General features: G+C 44.1%; 16 protein-coding genes. 13 read left to right on the top strand and 3 right to left on the bottom strand.

Annotation, left to right across the window (positions count from 1 at the left end):
* Window positions 1-120: 120 nt before the first annotated feature.
* The 9 genes from FM038_RS19645 to FM038_RS19605 all read left to right on the top strand — a co-directional run bounded on the left by FM038_RS19645 (window position 121) and on the right by FM038_RS19605 (window position 11,449).
* Complete coding sequence (locus tag FM038_RS19645; RefSeq protein ID WP_142871685.1) at window positions 121-438, top strand: ArsR/SmtB family transcription factor; 318 nt, start codon at window positions 121-123, stop codon at window positions 436-438.
* 315 nt (window positions 439-753) lie between these two features.
* Entirely contained in the window at window positions 754-1,872 is a 1,119-nt protein-coding gene (locus FM038_RS19640; RefSeq protein WP_142871577.1) for a permease, read from the top strand.
* 483 nt (window positions 1,873-2,355) lie between these two features.
* The gene (locus FM038_RS19635) at window positions 2,356-5,634 is read left to right on the top strand and encodes an nSTAND1 domain-containing NTPase (protein WP_142871578.1); all 3,279 of its coding nucleotides are present in this window, start codon (window positions 2,356-2,358) and stop codon (window positions 5,632-5,634) included.
* 16 nt (window positions 5,635-5,650) lie between these two features.
* Window positions 5,651-6,046 (top strand): DP-EP family protein, encoded by a 396-nt coding sequence (locus tag FM038_RS19630; protein ID WP_142871579.1) that lies wholly within the window; start codon window positions 5,651-5,653, stop codon window positions 6,044-6,046.
* Window positions 6,047-6,312: 266 nt separating this feature from the next.
* Entirely contained in the window at window positions 6,313-7,290 is a 978-nt protein-coding gene (locus tag FM038_RS19625) for a transposase (RefSeq protein ID WP_142871580.1), read from the top strand.
* Between the two features lie 514 nt (window positions 7,291-7,804).
* On the top strand, window positions 7,805-8,113 hold the full coding sequence (locus FM038_RS19620; RefSeq protein WP_223292915.1) for a hypothetical protein: 309 nt from the start codon (window positions 7,805-7,807) through the stop codon (window positions 8,111-8,113).
* A 320-nt stretch (window positions 8,114-8,433) separates the two neighbouring features.
* Window positions 8,434-9,672: a sensor domain-containing diguanylate cyclase gene (locus tag FM038_RS19615; RefSeq protein WP_142871581.1), complete on the top strand. Its 1,239-nt coding sequence runs from the start codon at window positions 8,434-8,436 to the stop codon at window positions 9,670-9,672.
* A 597-nt stretch (window positions 9,673-10,269) separates the two neighbouring features.
* Window positions 10,270-10,803, top strand: coding sequence for a hypothetical protein (locus FM038_RS19610; RefSeq protein WP_142871582.1), 534 nt, complete (start codon window positions 10,270-10,272; stop codon window positions 10,801-10,803).
* Between the two features lie 340 nt (window positions 10,804-11,143).
* Window positions 11,144-11,449: a hypothetical protein gene (locus FM038_RS19605; RefSeq protein WP_142871583.1), complete on the top strand. Its 306-nt coding sequence runs from the start codon at window positions 11,144-11,146 to the stop codon at window positions 11,447-11,449.
* A gap of 126 nt (window positions 11,450-11,575) precedes the next feature.
* Here FM038_RS19605 and pyrC read toward each other — a convergent pair whose 3' ends face one another.
* Window positions 11,576-12,610, bottom strand: coding sequence for a dihydroorotase (gene pyrC / locus FM038_RS19600; protein ID WP_142871584.1), 1,035 nt, complete (start codon window positions 12,608-12,610; stop codon window positions 11,576-11,578).
* Window positions 12,611-12,862: 252 nt separating this feature from the next.
* On the opposite strand from pyrC, the gene FM038_RS19595 reads away from it, so the two are divergent.
* Window positions 12,863-13,579, top strand: coding sequence for a hypothetical protein (locus FM038_RS19595; protein ID WP_223292914.1), 717 nt, complete (start codon window positions 12,863-12,865; stop codon window positions 13,577-13,579).
* 32 nt (window positions 13,580-13,611) lie between these two features.
* Here FM038_RS19595 and FM038_RS19590 read toward each other — a convergent pair whose 3' ends face one another.
* Window positions 13,612-13,797 (bottom strand): hypothetical protein, encoded by a 186-nt coding sequence (locus FM038_RS19590; protein ID WP_142871586.1) that lies wholly within the window; start codon window positions 13,795-13,797, stop codon window positions 13,612-13,614.
* A 169-nt stretch (window positions 13,798-13,966) separates the two neighbouring features.
* Here FM038_RS19590 and FM038_RS19585 point away from each other — a divergent pair, with 169 nt between their 5' ends.
* From FM038_RS19585 to FM038_RS19575, 3 genes are all read left to right on the top strand, one after another.
* Entirely contained in the window at window positions 13,967-14,755 is a 789-nt protein-coding gene (locus FM038_RS19585) for a CLCA_X family protein (RefSeq protein WP_142871587.1), read from the top strand.
* A 144-nt stretch (window positions 14,756-14,899) separates the two neighbouring features.
* Window positions 14,900-15,742 (top strand): transporter, encoded by an 843-nt coding sequence (locus FM038_RS19580; RefSeq protein WP_142871588.1) that lies wholly within the window; start codon window positions 14,900-14,902, stop codon window positions 15,740-15,742.
* Window positions 15,743-15,793: 51 nt separating this feature from the next.
* Window positions 15,794-16,330, top strand: a complete 537-nt coding sequence (locus FM038_RS19575) for a type II secretion system protein (protein ID WP_142871589.1) — start codon at window positions 15,794-15,796, stop codon at window positions 16,328-16,330.
* Window positions 16,331-16,413: 83 nt separating this feature from the next.
* On the opposite strand, the gene FM038_RS19570 is transcribed toward FM038_RS19575, so the two are convergent.
* A complete protein-coding gene (locus FM038_RS19570) occupies window positions 16,414-18,591 on the bottom strand; it encodes a cation:dicarboxylate symporter family transporter (protein WP_223292913.1) in 2,178 nt (725 codons plus the stop codon).
* Window positions 18,592-18,636: the final 45 nt, after the last annotated feature.

Below are 18,636 nucleotides of genomic sequence, written 5' to 3'. Positions count from 1 at the left end.
TTCATATCTGTCACTGTTAGCGCTAGTCTTGTTTTGTCATTAATATTTCTGCTAAAATCGAAATACTTTTGTTTAGTTGTGGTTTGATTAAAGTTAGCAGGGTGAGGGAGTAGAAACATGATGGATATCGAAGTGGTCGCCAAGGCATTAAAAGAGCTAGGCCATACAACACGATTAACCATTTTTAAGCGAGTGGTGCGGGCGGGATTTCAAGGCGTAGCGGTCGGTAGCTTGCAAGAGCAACTGCAGATCCCCGGTTCAACACTTTCACATCATATCTCTAGTCTAGTGTCTGCGGGCTTATTGTCACAAAGGCGTGAAGGTCGTACCCTATTTTGTGTTGCTGAGTTCGAAAAACTCGAAGGAGTGATCGGCTTTCTGCAAGATGAATGCTGCATCGAAGAAGAGTGTGCGCCTAAGCTTTCTACTCAAAAGTAGTTTACCCAAAAGCTGTCTACTCAAAATTAGCTGGCCAATAAACAGCCTAATCAACAAGCGTCGATTCAAAAGCCCTAAGCATCAAATTTTTAGTTCAGTGTTAGTGCTTGATTATAACTAGGTTTCACTTCTAAAAGCTGGTATTCACAAATACTCATTTCGAATATTCTAGAAATATAGTTGACATGGTTTTTTATGAGTATATTATTTCCACATTCTTCGAAATGTTTTTTTCAAAGCAGATGCCGAATATGAATTTCGGTAGCTGAGAAAATTTCAAAACGATTTTATATTTTAAGTATTGTGGAAATTATTATGAGTCCTGAAATTTTAGCCATGGCCCGAGAGGCCGCAAACATGTTCGCCTTCTTGGCAACCGAACTAATTATCCTGTTTCTGGTGATCAGTTACTTGGTTGGTGTACTGCAGGAGTTTATTACCCCTGAGAAGATCCAATCGATATTAAGTTCACGTAACGGTAAAGGCTACGTGATTGCCGCACTCTTGGGCGCTATCACACCATTTTGCTCATGCTCGACCATCCCGTTTTTGAAGGGGCTGCTTAGAGCGAGAGCGGGTTTTGGCCCTATGATGGTGTTCCTCTTCTCGAGCCCACTGCTAAACCCGATTATTATCGGCCTGTTTGTGGTGACCTTCGGCATTAAAGTGGCTGTGTTCTACTTTACTGTGGCGCTAGTGGTTGCTGTGACAGCAGGCTTTGTGTTGGAAAAGCTTGGTTTTGAGCGATATGTACGACCAGAAGCCTATGAAGCGGCTGATGCATCAAGCTGTGGCACGTCGTGTGGTGATGAACAGGCAAGCCCTGCAAAAGCTGAAACTAAATCGACTTGCTGCGCAACTCAGTCACAAGCAAGTCAGTCACAAGTGCTAGAGCCTGTTCAGGCTGTATGTTGTGATTCGCTAGCTACGCCCACACTTGCCGTAGAAACTGGCTGCGGTGCTACTGCAACAGCTTCATCATCATGTAGTGCTTCTGGCAATGCGAGCAAAACACCAAAGAGTGAGAGCCGTTGGATGCGGATCTGGCGGTCAACCTGGAAAGACTTTAAGCAGGTGTTCCCATACCTGATGTTAGGTATCTCAGTGGGTGCATTTATCTATGGCTTTATCCCAACAGAGCTTATTGCTAAGTATGCCGGTGAGGGCATGTGGTATGCGATCCCAGTGGCTGCAATTATCGGTATTCCTCTGTATATCCGAGCCGAAGCCGTGATCCCACTCAGCGCTGCACTAGTACAAAAAGGCATGGCTCTTGGCTCTGTGATGGCGCTGATTATCGGTAGTGCTGGAGCGAGTTTAACTGAAGTTATCTTGCTAAAGTCTATCTTCAAGAACCAGATGATTGCCGCCTTTTTAGTGGTGATATTAGGTATGGCGATTGGTGCCGGTTACCTCTATAGCTATCTGTTTTAGTTTTTAACGTTAAGCCTTTATGTTGTACTTCATAAAGGCTAATTCTATAAATACTAGGTCCGCATTAGCGGACTTAGTTTTTCATCTATATGTTTTATGACAGAAGCGTATTGATGAACTTTTCGTATCTGCATACCTTACTGTCTCTTACCTAGCGCTAATAGTGGTTCAAACTGGTCATTGTTAGTTTTCCAGCCCTATCGAGCAGATATCTTGTCCTGCTTAGTGGTTTGTTTTTACTGTGCATTTATATTTAGCCTGCATATAACCCAAGCCTTTGTGCTCCTTTGCAAAATACATCCTAAGTTGTAGTAAATAAGTAGCAATTTGTTGCACTTATGATGCATCATGCTCGTGCGTAGAATAATTCATGTTGGTGTTGTTTGCCTTAAGCCTGAGTCGAATGGACAGTTCTACTCTACATATGTGAATTGCTGTACTGGTGTAGGTTCGTTTACGTTCTCTTGATTGGAAGAAAGAAGAATGAGTTTTAGCACATTTTATTTTGGTGATTGGCAGATTGAGCCCAGCTCCAACTCCCTGCGTTTAGGTAGCAAAGTTAAACAACTTGAGCCTAAGGCGATGGATGTGCTGTCACTCTTATGTGAACGTGACGGTGATGTGGTGAGCACCGAAGAGATAGTCAGCCATTGTTGGCCCGATATGTTTATGGGTGACAATCCGCTGCACAAAGTCATCAATCAATTGCGCCGCGCCTTGGGCGATAGCGCGACCTCACCCCAATATATCGAAACCATTCGTAAACGCGGTTACCGCACCTTAGCTAAGATAAGTTTTCCCAAAGGTCATGCTGCAGCGGCCGAATCACAACAATGGCAATCTGGCTCACCTTTTCCTGGTTTACAAGCTTATAGTGCCGAGCATGCCGATGTGTTCTTTGGCCGCAGTGAGCAAGTCTCCACCTTACTGAATCGTATTACCCTGCAAGTTAAATATGGCCGCGCTTTCTGTCTTATTTTAGGCCCCAGCGGTAGCGGTAAAACCTCTTTAATCAATGCGGGTGTGATGCCAAACCTCATGTCCGCCAAGGGATACAATGGCATTGAGGTTATCTCATACAGTGATATCGACTTGGCCGATGTGGTTGATAACCCGCCATTAGTGGATCTGGCTAGTGCCATGTTGGATTGGGAGTATCAGGATAAACCTGTATTCGATGGTTACAGTGCAGAACAGCTGGCAAATACGCTCACTGAAGCGCCAGAAAAGGCGATTCAATGCTGCAAATTAGCGTTAAAAGGCCATAAGGCGCAGCATGCCTTTTTCACGCTGTTTGTCGATAGATTAGAGGTGCTACTGTCCTCACCTCAGTTTACGGATGCGCAGAGACAAGAATTTTTCGATGTTATCGAGTGTCTGGCACAATCTGGTCATATTCTTATTTTATCTGCTTGTCGCAATGATTTTTATCCAGACCTAGTGCAATACCCTAACTTGATGTCAGGTAAATCTCGGGGGGCACATTTTGATTTGTCACCGCCTACGCGCCAAGAGCTATTGCAGATGATCCGCTTGCCTGCTGTCGCTGCCAAATTAACCTGGCAGCTAGACAGTGAAACCGCAGTACCGCTCGATGAGATGCTCTGCGCCGATGCCGCGTCCAACCCCGATGCCTTGCCAATGCTGCAATATACCTTGCAAGCGCTGTACTTAAATAGAGATGACAAAGACCAGCTGTTAGTCTCAGAGTATCAAAAACTTGGTGGGCTCGAGGGCGCGATAGGTAAAAATGCCGAAGAGGTACTCACTAGCCTGACAGATGCAGAAACAGCGGCTGTGCCTAAGATTTTATCACTGTTAGTTACCCTAAAAGAGGATGATAAATCCATTACCAGCCGCACAGCGCGCTGGTCACAGCTAAGCTCTAGCTCAGAATCTGAAACCAACCTTGTAAAAGCCATGGTGGATAGCCGTCTATTTGTCTCCCACCTGCAAAATGATGAAGCCTGTTTCAGTATTGCCCACGAAGCTCTGCTCAGGCGTTGGCCCAGAGCGACCAAGTGGATAGAAGCACACAGCGAAAGCTTAGGCATTAAGAGTCGCCTACTCAATCAATCCCGTCGCTGGTTAGCCGAGTCTAAAACCCAAGCTTATCTGCTTTCAGAAGGTAAGCCGCTACAGGAAGCGCAGCTTCTCTCTCAAAATCCACTGTTTACTTTGGAATCCGCAGAGCAAGCCTTGATTTCGGCATCGGCAAAGCGTGTCAATTCCCGTCGTTGGCGTCGACGACTGACCACAGGTGCACTCGTCGCCCTCACCATGCTATCTGTGTTGATGAGTTTTCGCAGTATCGAGGCCGAGCAGCGCGCATTAGACAAGCGCCTCGCGGCAGAGAACCTACTTGGATTTATGGTGGGAGATTTTGCCGACAAGCTGCGCGGTATCGGCCGTATGGATCTGCTCGATGGCATCAGTAATAAGGCGCTGGAGTATTTCAGCGATGAATCGAATACCCATGATGCCAGCAACTACAGCTTTGAAGCCCGTTTTCAGCACGCTCAGACCTTAGAGGCCATAGGTGAAGTAGCTTATTCCCGTGGCAAGCTAGAAGAAGCTAACGCAGGCTTACTAGGAGCAAAAACTAAACTCGAAGCCTTGTTAGCCGAGCAATCTGAGAACCTCGAGCTACTAAAAACCGCTGGAGCCAATGCGTTTTGGCTAGGGCAGTTGGAATACGATAAAAGTGACTGGACTGCTGCTCAGCCTTGGTATGAACGGTATCTTAGCTATAGCCAAACTATGTATCGTATAGCCCCTGATGATGCCGATGCCTTGATGGAACTGTCTTATGCCCATAATACCTTGGGCTCGCTTTATATGGAGCAACAAAAGTTTAAAGATGCGAGGGGAGAATTTAAAGAATCATTGCGACTTAAGTTGTTGGCTGTTCAAAAACAACCTCAAAATATTCTCCTGAAAGTTGAGGTAGCCGACACTCGTTCTTGGATCGCAAGTGCAGAACTTTCTAATGGTGAGTTACAAGCTAGTATAGAGACTCATATAGCTAATTTAGATATGTTAGAAAGCCTTGAGTTCAATCAGAACAACGCTTATTTACAAAAAATATTAGCATTAAGTAATCACTTTTTATCTAGACAGTTTTTAGCTGTAGGTAAGCATAATCAAGCTCGTGATAGTGCTGTAAAAAGCTATAACATTTTACTTAGTATGGTAGAAGTCGATCCTAGCAATCAAATGTGGCAAACAGAATTGCTTAAGCTCAAATTATTTATGTTACACATACTCCCTCATGATGATAGTGGGGAGATTAAATTGACTAATCTTCATAGTTCTCTGGAGCTAGAATTAAGCAAGCAAAGTGATCCATTAAAATTGAGCCCTCAATTTCGAGAATTTATCGTTTTGTTTCATAGAAATTCAGCTTATTTGTATCAAAGAGCATCATTATGGCAAAAGAGTATGGTGCATATTGAGCTAGCTAATAAAGAGGTAGGGCTCCTGATGAATGATTTTCCTAATGCTCTTGAATATAAATATCTCTTTGCTGAAATTTCATTGTTAGATGCTAGAGTAAAAAGAGAAGCTGATGATCTTGTTGGAATGAGGGAGTCCTGTAACATTTCAAAGAATAATTTAGTTCAAATTAATAAGTTTAATCAGTCAGCTAAATACTTGATTCCTTTTGCTGACTCTTTGCGGTGCTTAGGAGAGATAGAGTTCTATCCAAGTGTGCAAAAGTTACTAGCTAGGGAGAGGATTGTGTTTAGTTATATCCATTAATAAATAGGAGTTAGAAATGGGAAGTAGCAATGAGTTAGATACACACGAAGTAATGGTCAGTGTTGTTAAAGAGGGAGCCGACTTTAAATTTAGCTTTACACCTGAGCTGGTAGAGGTGCATGAGAAGGAATGTAGAGTCGTATATAAATTCGATAAGAGTAATACATTTGGTTTGATGTTTGCTGGCGCAGTCTTCCCGCAAACTCAAGAATACGAAGCTAAACTTATCAATATCAATGGCATTCTTGAGGACATTAAAAGTGTTAAAATTAAGGGGGTTGGAGATAAGTTAGTTATTAAGAATAAAAATAAAAAACATGGACTAATCGGATTTAACCTCCTTCTTTGCACTAAAGATGGAGCTTGCTATAAATCGCAGGATCCACAAATTAATAATTCTCCAAAGTTGTAGCCGCTTTCAACATGTAAGAAAAAATTAATAGAGCCACCAAAAAATTAATAGAGCCACCCATTCGAAATAAAAAATTAATAGAGCCACCCATTCGAAATGGCTAAACATTTGCTCTCCTACTAAGCTTGAATTATTGGTAACAGTAGGAGAGTCGTTATGCCGCGACCTAGAAGGACCCAAACATTAAATAGAGCCACCCATTCGAAATGGCTAAACATTTGCTCTCCTACTAAGCTTTAATTATTGGTTAAAGTAGGAGGGCTGTTATGCCTCGTCCAAGAAGAACTCAAGTTAGTATTGAAGACACATCTTGGTATCACTGCTGCTCGCGTGTTTGCCGGCGCGCTATGTTGATGGGAGATGATAAGTTTACTGGAAAAAACTATGATCACAGGCGTGATTGGATTGAATCGCAACTGCTGACATTAGCCAGTGTGTTTGCAATCGATGTAGCAGCCTATGCAGTGATGTCTAATCACCTGCACCTAGTGCTTAGTGTTGATATTTATGAGTCTAATAACTGGACCGACAGAGACGTCGTTGAGCATTGGCATCAAATATTCAATGGGACAGACATTACTCAAAAGTTTGCTAAAGGTGAAGTGGTTGAAAGTTTTGAAATTAATAGCTTAAAGCATTCAATAGCCCTATATCGCAGTCGTTTTAGTGATATATCTTGGTTTATGCGCTGTCTTAATGAACCTATCGCACGAATGGCTAACAAAGAAGATAAGTGTACTGGGAGATTTTGGGAGGGACGCTTTAAAAGTCAGGCTTTGCTTGATGAAACCGCTATTTTAGCCTGCATGGCCTATGTTGATCTTAATCCGCTCCGCGCAAAAATGGTTAATACCCCAGAGAGCTCTGATTTCACAAGCATTCAGCTTAGAATCAAGGCTGCCTTAAATGGAGAGCAGCCTGCGAAACTTTTGCCCTTTATGGGTAATGAGCAGCTTAGTCAATCTAAAGGGATCGGCTTTTCTTTAAAAGACTACCTTGTGTTGGTAGATGAGACCGGCAGGGTCATTCGCCAAGATAAGCGTGGGGCTATTTCTGAAAATACTTCTAAGATATTAACTAGGCTAAATATTTCTAGCGATAACTGGATAAAAATCACGAGTGATTTTGGGAAACTATTTCATGGTCCAGTGGGTACTCTGCAAGAGCTCACCAGCTATTGTGACCACCTTGAAAAACGGCGACGGCACTTCTCACATTGTTGTCAGTACCTTCAGGTAAACTGATAGCGAATCTTTTGATATCTGTAAACTGAGCAACCAACTCCTTGGTTATCTAGTCCTGCCTAAAATTCATCATTTCCTTTCAGTTCGAGCAATAATCTGCATCTTAGCTATAAGAATGTATCGAAAATCTGGCTACTGATTTTATTAATCAATCGAACGACGAAAATGAATAACTAACTAGGCAAATTGATGATTTATTATGGGTGGCTCTATTTACTGAAAATATCACCGCCGCGTTCAAGCCTCGCTCAATATGCTATTGCACCATTACTGCTAACTCTTTTTGTTACAAATTGAATGAAACTAAGTGTAATAAACCTAACCCTCAGGCTTTCTATTTAACTGTCACTATCAGTACGGCTAAGCCTCAATGTTTGAGGAAAATGTGCTCCGGTTACCTGTGGTAGGGCATGCTCCTATCCCATTTGGGCTGCGGGCACAGAAGGCGGGCGATACCCTACCTTCGAAGAGTGGGCGTCCTCTTATGGCGCCAACGATCTATAAGGATACAATAATGAAGATTCTCATGAGCAGTCTTATAAGCAAACGGTATCTATTGGTAGCTGTGGTCATTGCGTTGACCAGCACTTACGTCTCGGCCAGAGGTGGCGGCCAAGGTTTTGGTGGTTTTAATGCTATTAGTAAGGCTCAACTCGAAGCGACCTGGAATGGTCATGCCGGTCCGCAACATACGGCGATAAGAGGCGTCAGGGTACAGTGGTATGCTGATGTTTGTGGCAATGCCAATGGACATGTTAAGGATGCAAAGGAGTGCGTGAGCAATGCAAAACAGAAGAAAGAGACGGAGCGTGATATCCATTAACTCAGCGGTATGGCTCAATATTTACTCGCTCTTTTTAAAAGGGCGAGTGTCCCTCTGTTACTCCTATGCCTCACTTCTACTTTAAACAAGGGTTACTGTCTTATTGTTGATTTATTATGGGTGGCTCTATTTAGGGAGGCGCTTGTATCTTCTTGGGACATGCTAAATGCGGCTCTCTGTGAAGAGGTAAATCTTGTTATATAACAGCAGTTTAAATTAGAAGGTTACCGAAAGGTTCCCAGGGAAGTAATTAGGTAAAGTATCTACCATATTGATGCACTTGAAGCGTCGGGTTAGTAAATTCTGGTAAGGATACTCTAATGTTAACACTCCCTCCTAAGCCCTATGAAGACAATAGGCAGCGATCGTTTTCGGATATTTGTCCCGTAGACTCAGGCACTGTTTCTAGAGCTGACAGCCCAGATGCTAAGCCTAGGTTAGAGGACAAGTTCACCTCACCTGCTGATGAATTTCATCAGTTTATGAGGCAGGCAAGAGCGAATGTTCAACAAGATAATGTTGATATATCTGAAGCTCAAGTAATGGCTTTTTCATCGCAAGATTGTTTAGCGCAAACAATACCTGAACAAGCTGCTTTATCATCTCTGCCTATGCCGTCACCATTTGCTACGGCGAGTGACGATCTGTTGTTTGATGATTGCTATCGGAGTGCATTGAATTTATTGGTGCAACAGCTGATGGAAGCGGTGTTAGTGGTTGATGCAATGGGTACGATACAGATGATAAGCAGTAAAGCCGTTGATCTACTGTCTGCTGGACGAGGCGTTAAATCTACCGATATTTTAGGCCAGTGTTGGCAAGAATATTTAAAGGAGCCACAAAAGACACGTTACCAGCAGATGCTCGATGAACAACTTATAAACCAGTGCCAGCTTGAACATACGCCTATTGAAGCTTCTCTGACATTAGAGCAAGGCGATAGTCTAGATGTTGAGTTTTCAATTAGCTATTTAGGATTAAGCACGCCGCTATTTGCCATCGTTATCCGAGATCTCACTAAGCATAAGGCTGAATATAGGCAGCTCTATCAATGGGCATCGACAGATTGCTTGACTAAATTGGCCAACCGAAGAGTCTTCGATGCGTCTCTGCGGTCCCAGTGGCAGGCATGTACCATATCTTCTAGGCCTATTAGCGTGGTGATTATTGATATCGACCATTTTAAGCAGTTTAACGATAAGTATGGCCACGTTCAGGGGGATTATTGCCTGCAGAAAATTGCCAATGTGATTGCACATTCACTGCCATCGGATGATTGTGTGGCAGCAAGGTATGGCGGTGAGGAGTTTGCCCTGATCCTGCCGGGATTCGATGCTAAGCAAGCGCAGCTGATGGCCGAGTATATTCAACTGGAGATCAATGGGCTCAAGTACACGGACTTGGGCTTAGATGAAAGCGTTACTGTGAGTGTCAGTCAAGGAATCGCGGCCGAAGTTAATGGTCAGTTCAGGACGGGCACAGCCCTGTTGTGCGCGGCTGATACTGCACTCTATCGCGCCAAGGCCGATGGCAGAAATAGAATTAATTTAAGTTGTTGAGGGGAAGTGACTTTCAGCTACGAGTCTCGAGTTATAGATTGCTAGGCTCTAGGCTCTAGGCTCTAGGCTCTAGGCTCTAGGCTCTAGGCTCTAGGCTCTAGGCTCTAGGCTCTAGGCTCTAGGCTCTAGGCTCTAGGCTCTAGGCTCTAGGCTCTAGGCTCTAGGCTCTAGGATTTAAAAGCTAAAAGCTGGATGCTGAAACGAGTTCAGCATGACCGACTTCGTCATTCCGGTATGCTTTTAGGCTGGAATCTAGCTCATTTCTGTCATTCCGGAGTGCTTTTAGGCTGGAATCTAGTTCATTGCTGTCATTCCGGTATGCTTGTTGGCCGGAATCTAGCTCATTGCAGTCATTGTGGTGTATTTGTAGGCCGGAATCTAGTTTGTCTCTGCTTATGGATTTCTTCGCAACTGTCTTTGCCCTTTTTTTACTCAAGACTCGTTACTTTCTTGCCCCCCTCATTCCGTCTTCATTCCTAGCTCCTCGTCACCTTCCCTTCTTTCCCCTTAAGTGAATTAAATTTCACTTAAGGCTCAATTGATAACCTTGTTATCATTAGGATGCCAATGAACTCCATACATGAAGGAAGTTAACAGATGATAACTGCTCGTCACCTCGTAGCCCTTGCGTTAATCACTAGCTTATCGGGCTGTGGATTTTTTGAGTCTGATGACAAGCAACGGCTTGAGCAGGCTTGGCTCGATAAAGATCAGCAACTTAAAGAGGTTGTAGAGCAAATTAGAACACGGGGAATTGATGCGGTCGCCAAGAGTGCGCAAGTTGGCAGTGTATCAGCCTGTGTTGCGCAGCAATTAAGTGACGACCCCTTTGCTGACCTTGTACAAGTGGAAGGGGCTTTAGTCGAGTCAGCTAAAGTCTCTGAACTGTTAGCCAGCATTGAGTCATTGATGGAGCAAGAGATCAGTTTTGAGCAGGTGAGCAGTCTTTTACAGAAGGGCGCCGATGCAGCAGCCTATGCGAAAACCTTGATCGATCAACAAGGATTAGAGAAGGGGCTAGAGAGTCTACAGCTGATGGCGCAGACCGGAAAAGAGTATGCTAGCCAAGACCTAGGTGGCCATTTTCAGGCGATACTGCTTCAATGCAAAACTGACGTGGGTGAAGGCTAGAGGCCTCTGATTGTTGTTAGATACCGATAGCTAATGAGAAGCCTGCAAGAGCAGGCTTTTTTGTGAGTGCTTTATACCGATTGGTATTTGCTTAAGTATTGAATGGCATGTGATCTAGCTCAAAGGCTGTTAAGTTTATTTTAAGCTTAACCGATACAAGTTGAACCATTTGTTAGCAAAGCACTCAGTATGAGTTAGTTATCATTTACCTCTGAGGTCTCTCTTGAAAAACTTGGCTTGGTTGCTGATCTTTATTCCGGCATTTTGTACATGTGCGAGTGTGTTGTTTTCCATTTTTCACTATTTTCATATTATCGAAAGCGCCAGCATAGTGATAAATATGATGTTGTTTGTCTTAGTGGTAAATGTCCTGGGGGGGATCGTCATTGCCATTAAAACCCGTGGTAATTTACCTTATCTGTTATTTGGTAATTTTCTCTTTTTCATTGTCTTTGTTTTTTCTATTACCACTGTGAGCCATCATGATTGTAGTCATCACGAAGGGGCGAGCCTATCGGAGTCAGAGTATGAGTTTCAGTATGCTCCTGAGTTCAATACTAACTCTGCTGTTAATGTCGGTTCTGGGCATGGTGAATTGAAACTAGACAGTGGTCTTGGAAGTGGAGTTTGTGAAAGCTGTAGGTAACTTTTTATTACTGGCCGCAGAGGATTATTTATTACAGGTAGTTGATAGTTTTTCATCAGCATATAAAAACGCCCACAAAATGCGGGCGTTTTAAAACGAGTTATTCATAGAGGTTTAGCTTTAGCGCTAAGCTTTCACTTTCCAATTTACCTCTTCGCCAGCGAAGAAAGGCACGATTGGACTGCCGTTTGGCAAGATAATCTCGCTCGGTACCGTCCAAGTTTCCTTTACTAATGTCACAGTGCTGGTGTTTCTTGGTAGGCCGTAGAAGTCAGGGCCGTGAGTACTGGCAAAACCTTCAAGCTTGTCGATAACCCCTAGGTCATCAAATACTTGTGCATAAAGCTCGAGTGCACTCCAAGCGCTGTAACAACCTGCGCAACCACAAGCCGATTCTTTACGATGCTTCTCATGTGGCGCAGAATCTGTACCTAAGAAGAACTTGCTAGAACCAGTAGCCACTGCAGCGCGCAATGCTTCTTGGTGAGTATTACGCTTAAGCACTGGTAGACAGAAGTTATGTGGACGTACGCCGCCAACGAGCAGATCGTTACGGTTTAGCAGTAGATGCTGTGGCGTGATCGTTGCGGCCACATTGTCAGAAGCACTGGCAACAAACTCTGCGGCTTCTTTAGTGGTGATATGTTCAAATACCACTTTAAGGCTTGGGAAAGCATCGACGATGCGAGTCAGATTACGCTCAATGAAAATGGCTTCACGGTCGAAAATATCGATATGTGACTCGGTGACTTCACCGTGAACCAGTAATAACATGCCGATCTCTGCCATCTTTTCAAAGATAGGAAACAGGCTATCGAGTGCTTTTACTGCAGCATCCGAGTTAGTGGTCGCGCCAGCTGGGTAGAGCTTAGCCGCAACAACGCCAGCCGCTTTGGCGTCGAGGATATCTTGCTCTGTCGTGTCGTTAGTTAGGAAGATGGTCATTAAAGGCTCAAAAGTAGAACCTTGTGGACGCGCAGCCAAAATACGTTCGCGATAGGCGTTAACCAATTTTGCATCAGTGATTGGTGGTAGCAGGTTAGGCATGACGATGGCACGTTGGAAAAGTCTGGCGGTAGCCGGGACAGTTTCTTGCAACATATCACCATCACGGAAGTGAAGGTGCCAATCATCGGGTGTAAGTAGGGTGATCTGCGTCATTGTGGGGTTCCTAAGCGTTACGACAAGCATTTACAAGCTTTTTATGCGCAATATTATGCCTGAAATCCCCTTTTTTTGATAGCTGAGATTGGAGTGTCGATGACTTAAGCTGGTCATATTTTTATGAGTAGCGATGACGAGAGTGTGGTGACAGGCTCTATATTACTCAGCGAGAGATCCTGTTACATATTTAATTCGTTTAATTATCATTTGTTTCTTAACCTTTAACCAACAGGGAAGGAGGGCGATTTGATGTTATTCAGTATAAATCAGAGCAATCAAAGGCTAACTCTAGTATCTATAGCAGTTTTATTGACTAGTTTACTATTGAGTTTGCCCAGTTTAGCGATTAATAAATGTGTTTCAGACAGCGGCAAAGTGGGCTATCAAGATATGCCTTGCCCCGAGGCATCACAGTCAGATGTTATTGTTGTAAAAGAGCAAAATGCCCGAGTGCAAGATAATCAGGTTCAAGTTATTTCAGTGCTTCATCAGAGTAAAGTGTATCTCGTAGGTGTGCCAAAAAGCTGGAAAAGCCGAATTAATCACTCACCATCCGGTGATGCCTCAACCCTTAGGGTTAAGCCATACTCGGGCAGTGATATGACTCTTTTAATGACGTTTATTAAGATCGACTCTAGGGAATTTAGTCAGACGGGATTGCTAGATAGGGTGATGTTAGAAACGGACATGAAGTATATGTTCAGTCGCGATTCAAAATTGAATAGCCATGAACTGACTCCGCTGTTTCTTGATGGAAAAGTGAGGCTGACCAATTATGTTGATCCCGTCATTGCTAGCCGAAAAAAGCTCACTAAGGGCGAGTATGCTTATGTCACGGCAGGGGCTTTGGTCAGTGATGGACTGCTGATTAATATTACTATTTTAAGCAATCATCTAGGTTCAGATAACTATGCCAAAGCCTTTGCTGCGGTGCACACTGTTAATGTTCAGTCTGCCAATTTGTAAATACAAGCTGAAAGGACTGCTTTAAAGCGAGCTCACTTAGGTGAGCAGAGGCCAACAAAGTGTTTATCGGCAACCTTGCCAATATTAACCATGATGAATAAGGAAATACTCATAGCGGTGAACATAGTGGCTAGCATTGGCCAGTGAATAGTGCCTGACAAGGCTACTACAACAGTACTCATAACGATTATAGCTAACCATAATGTGACTAATCTCATCAATATCTTCCTTTTCATTTCGCTCTATAAGTTCGGCTAGATAATAGCGTTAATGGCCTGAATGTTTACTGAACGGCGTACCCCAAAAGAATGCAGCACTCATATCAATTGATATGAGGTTTAGACTAATAAGGTATAATGTGGCTAATTACAGCGAATGGAATAGTGAGTGTTAAAGCGTAAAACGTACAGGCGAGTTGGCCCCGATTATCGTTTCGGAGAGCAGGTGAGTTTTCATGATATTAAAGAGACCTTCGGCCTAAATCACATTCGCTTGGGGAGTTGGGTGGAAGAAGACGAGAAGCACAAGGCGGCTAATCTTATTTTTGACTCACTTGCTGATCTGGCATTTATTTTGAAACTTCCTCCCATCGCTATCGGGCTCAGACAAACCCTTAACCTGGCTTTTGGTAGTGGAGGTCAGCAAGGCGTTCAGGCCCATTATATGCCAGCGGGACGTGAACTGGCTCTTGCCAAGAATGCAGGAGCAGGGGCTCTGGCACATGAGTTTTGGCATGCTTATGATCATTACATCGCCGCTAAAGCATTTAAAACTCGTGAACGTTCGGGAGGAACTGCTTTTGCTTCTAACTGCTGGCTTACAGATGTTCCGAGTATTAAACACCCATTAAATCAGCGATTAGAACTGGTTTTTGCGACAACATTTTTGACCCCAGATGGTCAAGATAGTCATGAATATGTCGACCGAGCGGTAGCCTTGGATAAGCAATATGGCCGGCAATACTTTTCAAAGCCTACTGAGCTGATGGCGCGTGCATTCGAGGCGTGTATCGAATCACATCCCGAGATCAGTAATACCTATCTTGTTAATGAAACCTTAGACTCAAAACTTGCTGATGCAGGCGGTTACCCTGAACTTGAACATCGCAATCAGATCTTCAATGCGCTTATCGGCTATTTTGAACCATTAGGTGAAGCCTTAAGTCGAGAGTCTTAATACCTAAGGTTAACTTACAGGTAAATATTCGCTTGTTGGCAAATGGTGAGCAGTTAGTTGTAAAAATGTGTGCTTTTTCTGTAAGATAGCGGAATAATAACAAAAGCAGACATTGTCAGAGCTATCTGGCTGTAGGAGACTGTGTTGAGCAGACTGATCGCATTATTATCCATTTCCCTTGTTAGTTTTTCAGCGTTAGCTGCTGATTATGAAGGCAAGTCGAACGCTGAACTTGCTAGAGAGCTGGCGAATCCAAATACGCCGCTTACTAGCCTTAAATTTAAGACCCAGTATCGAACCTACACCGGCAGCCTTGATCATGCTTCTGAGCAATCTGGCACTACAATTATGTTCCAGCCGACGCTACCCTTTCCTATGGCCAATGATAATACTCTTTATGTCAGGCCTGCTCTGCCGCTGTTAATTAGCTCTCCAACGCTGAGTGGCAACGATTCCGAGTCTCCTTTTTCCAGTGAGACTGGCTTTGGTGATATCACTATCGATCTGCAATATGGTGATACTGAGGAGAATGGTTTTCTTTGGTCTTATGGCGCAACGTCCACTTTGCCAACGGCGACAGAGGATAAACTGGGCGCCGATAAGTGGACCTTAGGCCCAGGTCTTCAACTAGGCAAGGTGAGTGACAGTTATGTGGCTGGTGGTTTCTTTAATCATCAGTGGAGTGTGGCTGGCTCTGGCGAGAAAGATATTAGTCTCTCGACGCTACAACTGTTTGGCGTCTACCTGCCGGGAGGCGGCTGGAGCGTGGCAACATCGCCCATTATGACATACGATCATGAAGTGGGAGGCGCAACCATTCCTGTAAACTTTGCCGTTGGCAAAACCGTAAAGCTTAATGGTCGTCCATGGAAGTTTGCCGTAGAAGTAAACTACTATGTCGATCAGGCCGATTCATTCGGTCCAGATTGGATGATAGGTATCAATGTCGCGCCTGTAGTACAGAATATGCTAGCCGAGTGGCTGTAACATTTTTGGCTGTTAATCGGCTAAGTGATTACTTGAGGTTAAGAAGTTTGTATGAGTAGTAAAAAAACTAGAACGGCTGGCTTTACGCTTATCGAGTTAGTTGTAGTGATTATTATCCTAGGGATATTAGCGGTAGTGGCTGCGCCTAAATTTATCAGTCTGACTAGCGACTCAAAAGCTGCTGTGCTCGAGAGCATAGCTGGCGCGATGGAGAGCGGCCTAGATCTGGTACACAGTAAGGCTGCAATAGAAGGTCAAGAAACGGGTGATGGTCAGATTGAGATTAATGGCGTTGCTGTACCACTTTTTAACGGTCATCCTTCGGTTGAGGGGACTGATAGTTTTGATAAGCTCAATGAGCAAGTGCAAGCTTGGTTAGAGATAGACTCAGTCTCGCTCACTGCAATTGAAGCCGATAATGACGCAGCCCCCTTCTTTATCGATAAGTCGACGGGCTTAAATAGGATCTATATCTTTTTCTCAGAAGACCTTTCACAAAAGAAAGTAAGCTTTAACTGTCATATTCGCTACACCAACTTGGAATCTGCAACAGGGCCAGTGGTGATAGTTGAGACCGAAGACTGTTAGTAAACAGCTACTGAAAACTAAAGGAGAGCATTAGCTCTCCTTTTTTGATCGTGATAACTCGAACCATATTTCGATAAGGGGCGCTAATCTACCCAGTGCAATACGTCACGTATGATAGACCAGCGAGGTTTCACCTCGCTTGCCCCTTGTCCAAGCATCCAGTAGTTATAGATCCGCTCTTGATGACCATCGACCTTGCGCAGTTTCTGCCAGTTATTGACATAATTCAGTAGTGATTGGTTGTTTTGAGCGACGGCATAAGCAACTGGATAGCGAGAGGTCGTCGGTGGGATTGCAATACCGTAACCCGGGAAGAACAGTGTCCATGCTGAGCCTGCTTGAGCGCTGATCACTACCGCATCATACTTAGGTTGCTTCTGTCTAAAGAAGTTTTTGTAGCCCGCTATTTTGACAAATTTAAGGTTGGGATATTTTTTCTGCGCTTCTTCGATGATATCCCCATGTTCAACATAGGCAATGGTGACGTTCTCCATCTCTAAGATACTCTCAGAATCTTTAAACTGATTCACCATATGGTCACGAGTGGCGATGGCAAGGTTAAGCTCAAGCACTGGCTCGGCGTAACTGAGCTTATCCATCTGCTCAATATCCATGGCCAGCCCCGACATGGCAATATCGAAGAATCCCGCCTTTAACGATTCTGCTAACTTGTCTTTCTTAAAGGGGATAAACTCAATCTTTACATCTAAATCTTCGGCCAGTTTAGAGGCCATAGCACTATCAAATCCTACGAGTTGCCCGGCATTATTGTAATAGCTAAAAGGCACGTTACTAGGGATATAACCCACTCTTAATGTTCCCCGAGTGCGTATTATATCTAGGTTAGCAATAGGGGCTCTGGGTGTTACCCCAAGCTCAGGAAACTGTCTCTTGACCTTAGTGGGGACTTTATCGGCCACCTGCATATTGGCAATGACACCACTGGTTATCTCTGGACTATGGATAAACATTCCCATGCCGACACGCAGCACCAGTATGGTTAATACGACACTCGCGCTGATACCTACCCCCATCTTGATAAGCCTTGGAGGACTCAGCTTTAGGCATTTTTGAAACAGGGCTGCCGTTAAAATCGTCAGTACAAAAAGATTCATTACTGCGGCGATAGAATTAAATTTACCTGTGATAAAGCCTGACATTACAAATAGCTGGAATAGATCTGAAGGCAGGTGGACCAGATCTAACATAAATGGAATCGCCACATAGACGCTGCCAAATAGCGATAACAGACCACTAATTGATAGCGAGGGAATGGCGCTTAAGTCAACGGGCGTACCGTTAAACCAGCCTGCAAAGAATACAAATAATATGACCGTTAACTTGCCGATATTGGGGAAGGTGAAGGCAATAGGCACCAAGATCTCAATCAAGGTCGCACCATCTTCACTTAGATTGTCATGCTCCCTCATTATCTGCTTACACTCTTCGATAATCACCGGGATCACGATAAAGATATTACCGGTAGCAAAGGCGGTGACTAAGCTGGCTTTGGAGATACTCAAGGCTTGATGAAAAGTGATTGGTGTTAGTGAGGCCACAATCCAAGGCAGTACCCAGAAGGTTAATAGCAGGCAGAGTACGAAGTAGCTGATCAGATAGACCTGCATACTGGCAAACTCCTCCACGCCCATAGTACCCGCCGCCGAGGCCGACATGGCAAAAATACCGATAGGTAATATTTTTATCAGGCCGCGGGTGATGCGAGAGAAAATCTCGCTGCTGGTGTGCATAAATGTCAATATCTGCTGCTTATGCTCCCCCTCCATACCGATAAGGGCTAAGCCCATGGCGATACTGAATACCACCATGGCAGGCACATAACCTGCCGCCATCGACTCGAATGGATTAGAGGGAATATACAGCTTGAAATAGTCTATGGCCGCGGCGGGTTCTATGCTGCTAGTACTAAAAAAGGAGGCTGATTCAACAAAGGGAAATGACAATGGCATCAGGGCGATAACAGCCAGTGCTAATAACCATAGCAGTAACATGATCACCCCAGCTCGGCTGAAAATAAGGGTAGCCGTGCTCTTTTGTAGTTTGCCGATACCGCCGATCAAGGAAACGAGAATATAGGGCAGTACCGTCATCTGCATCAGCAAGATAACCGCATTGCCTATGGTACTGAGCCAGCCAACAGACTCACCGAAGAAGATACCGACGCCAAAGCCGATAAACATGGCAACCAGCATCTGAGAGGAGCTGGTCATAGAGAGTATTTTTTTTACCACGAATAACATCCATATAAAGGCTACAGGCGCACTCTGAAATAGCTTTCACATTGA

The sequence above is a fragment of the Shewanella eurypsychrophilus genome, from assembly GCF_007004545.3.
Classification (GTDB): Bacteria; Pseudomonadota; Gammaproteobacteria; order Enterobacterales; family Shewanellaceae; genus Shewanella; species Shewanella eurypsychrophilus.
Note: the sequence above shows the minus strand (reverse complement) of the source record. Positions and strands in the feature narration are given on the sequence as shown.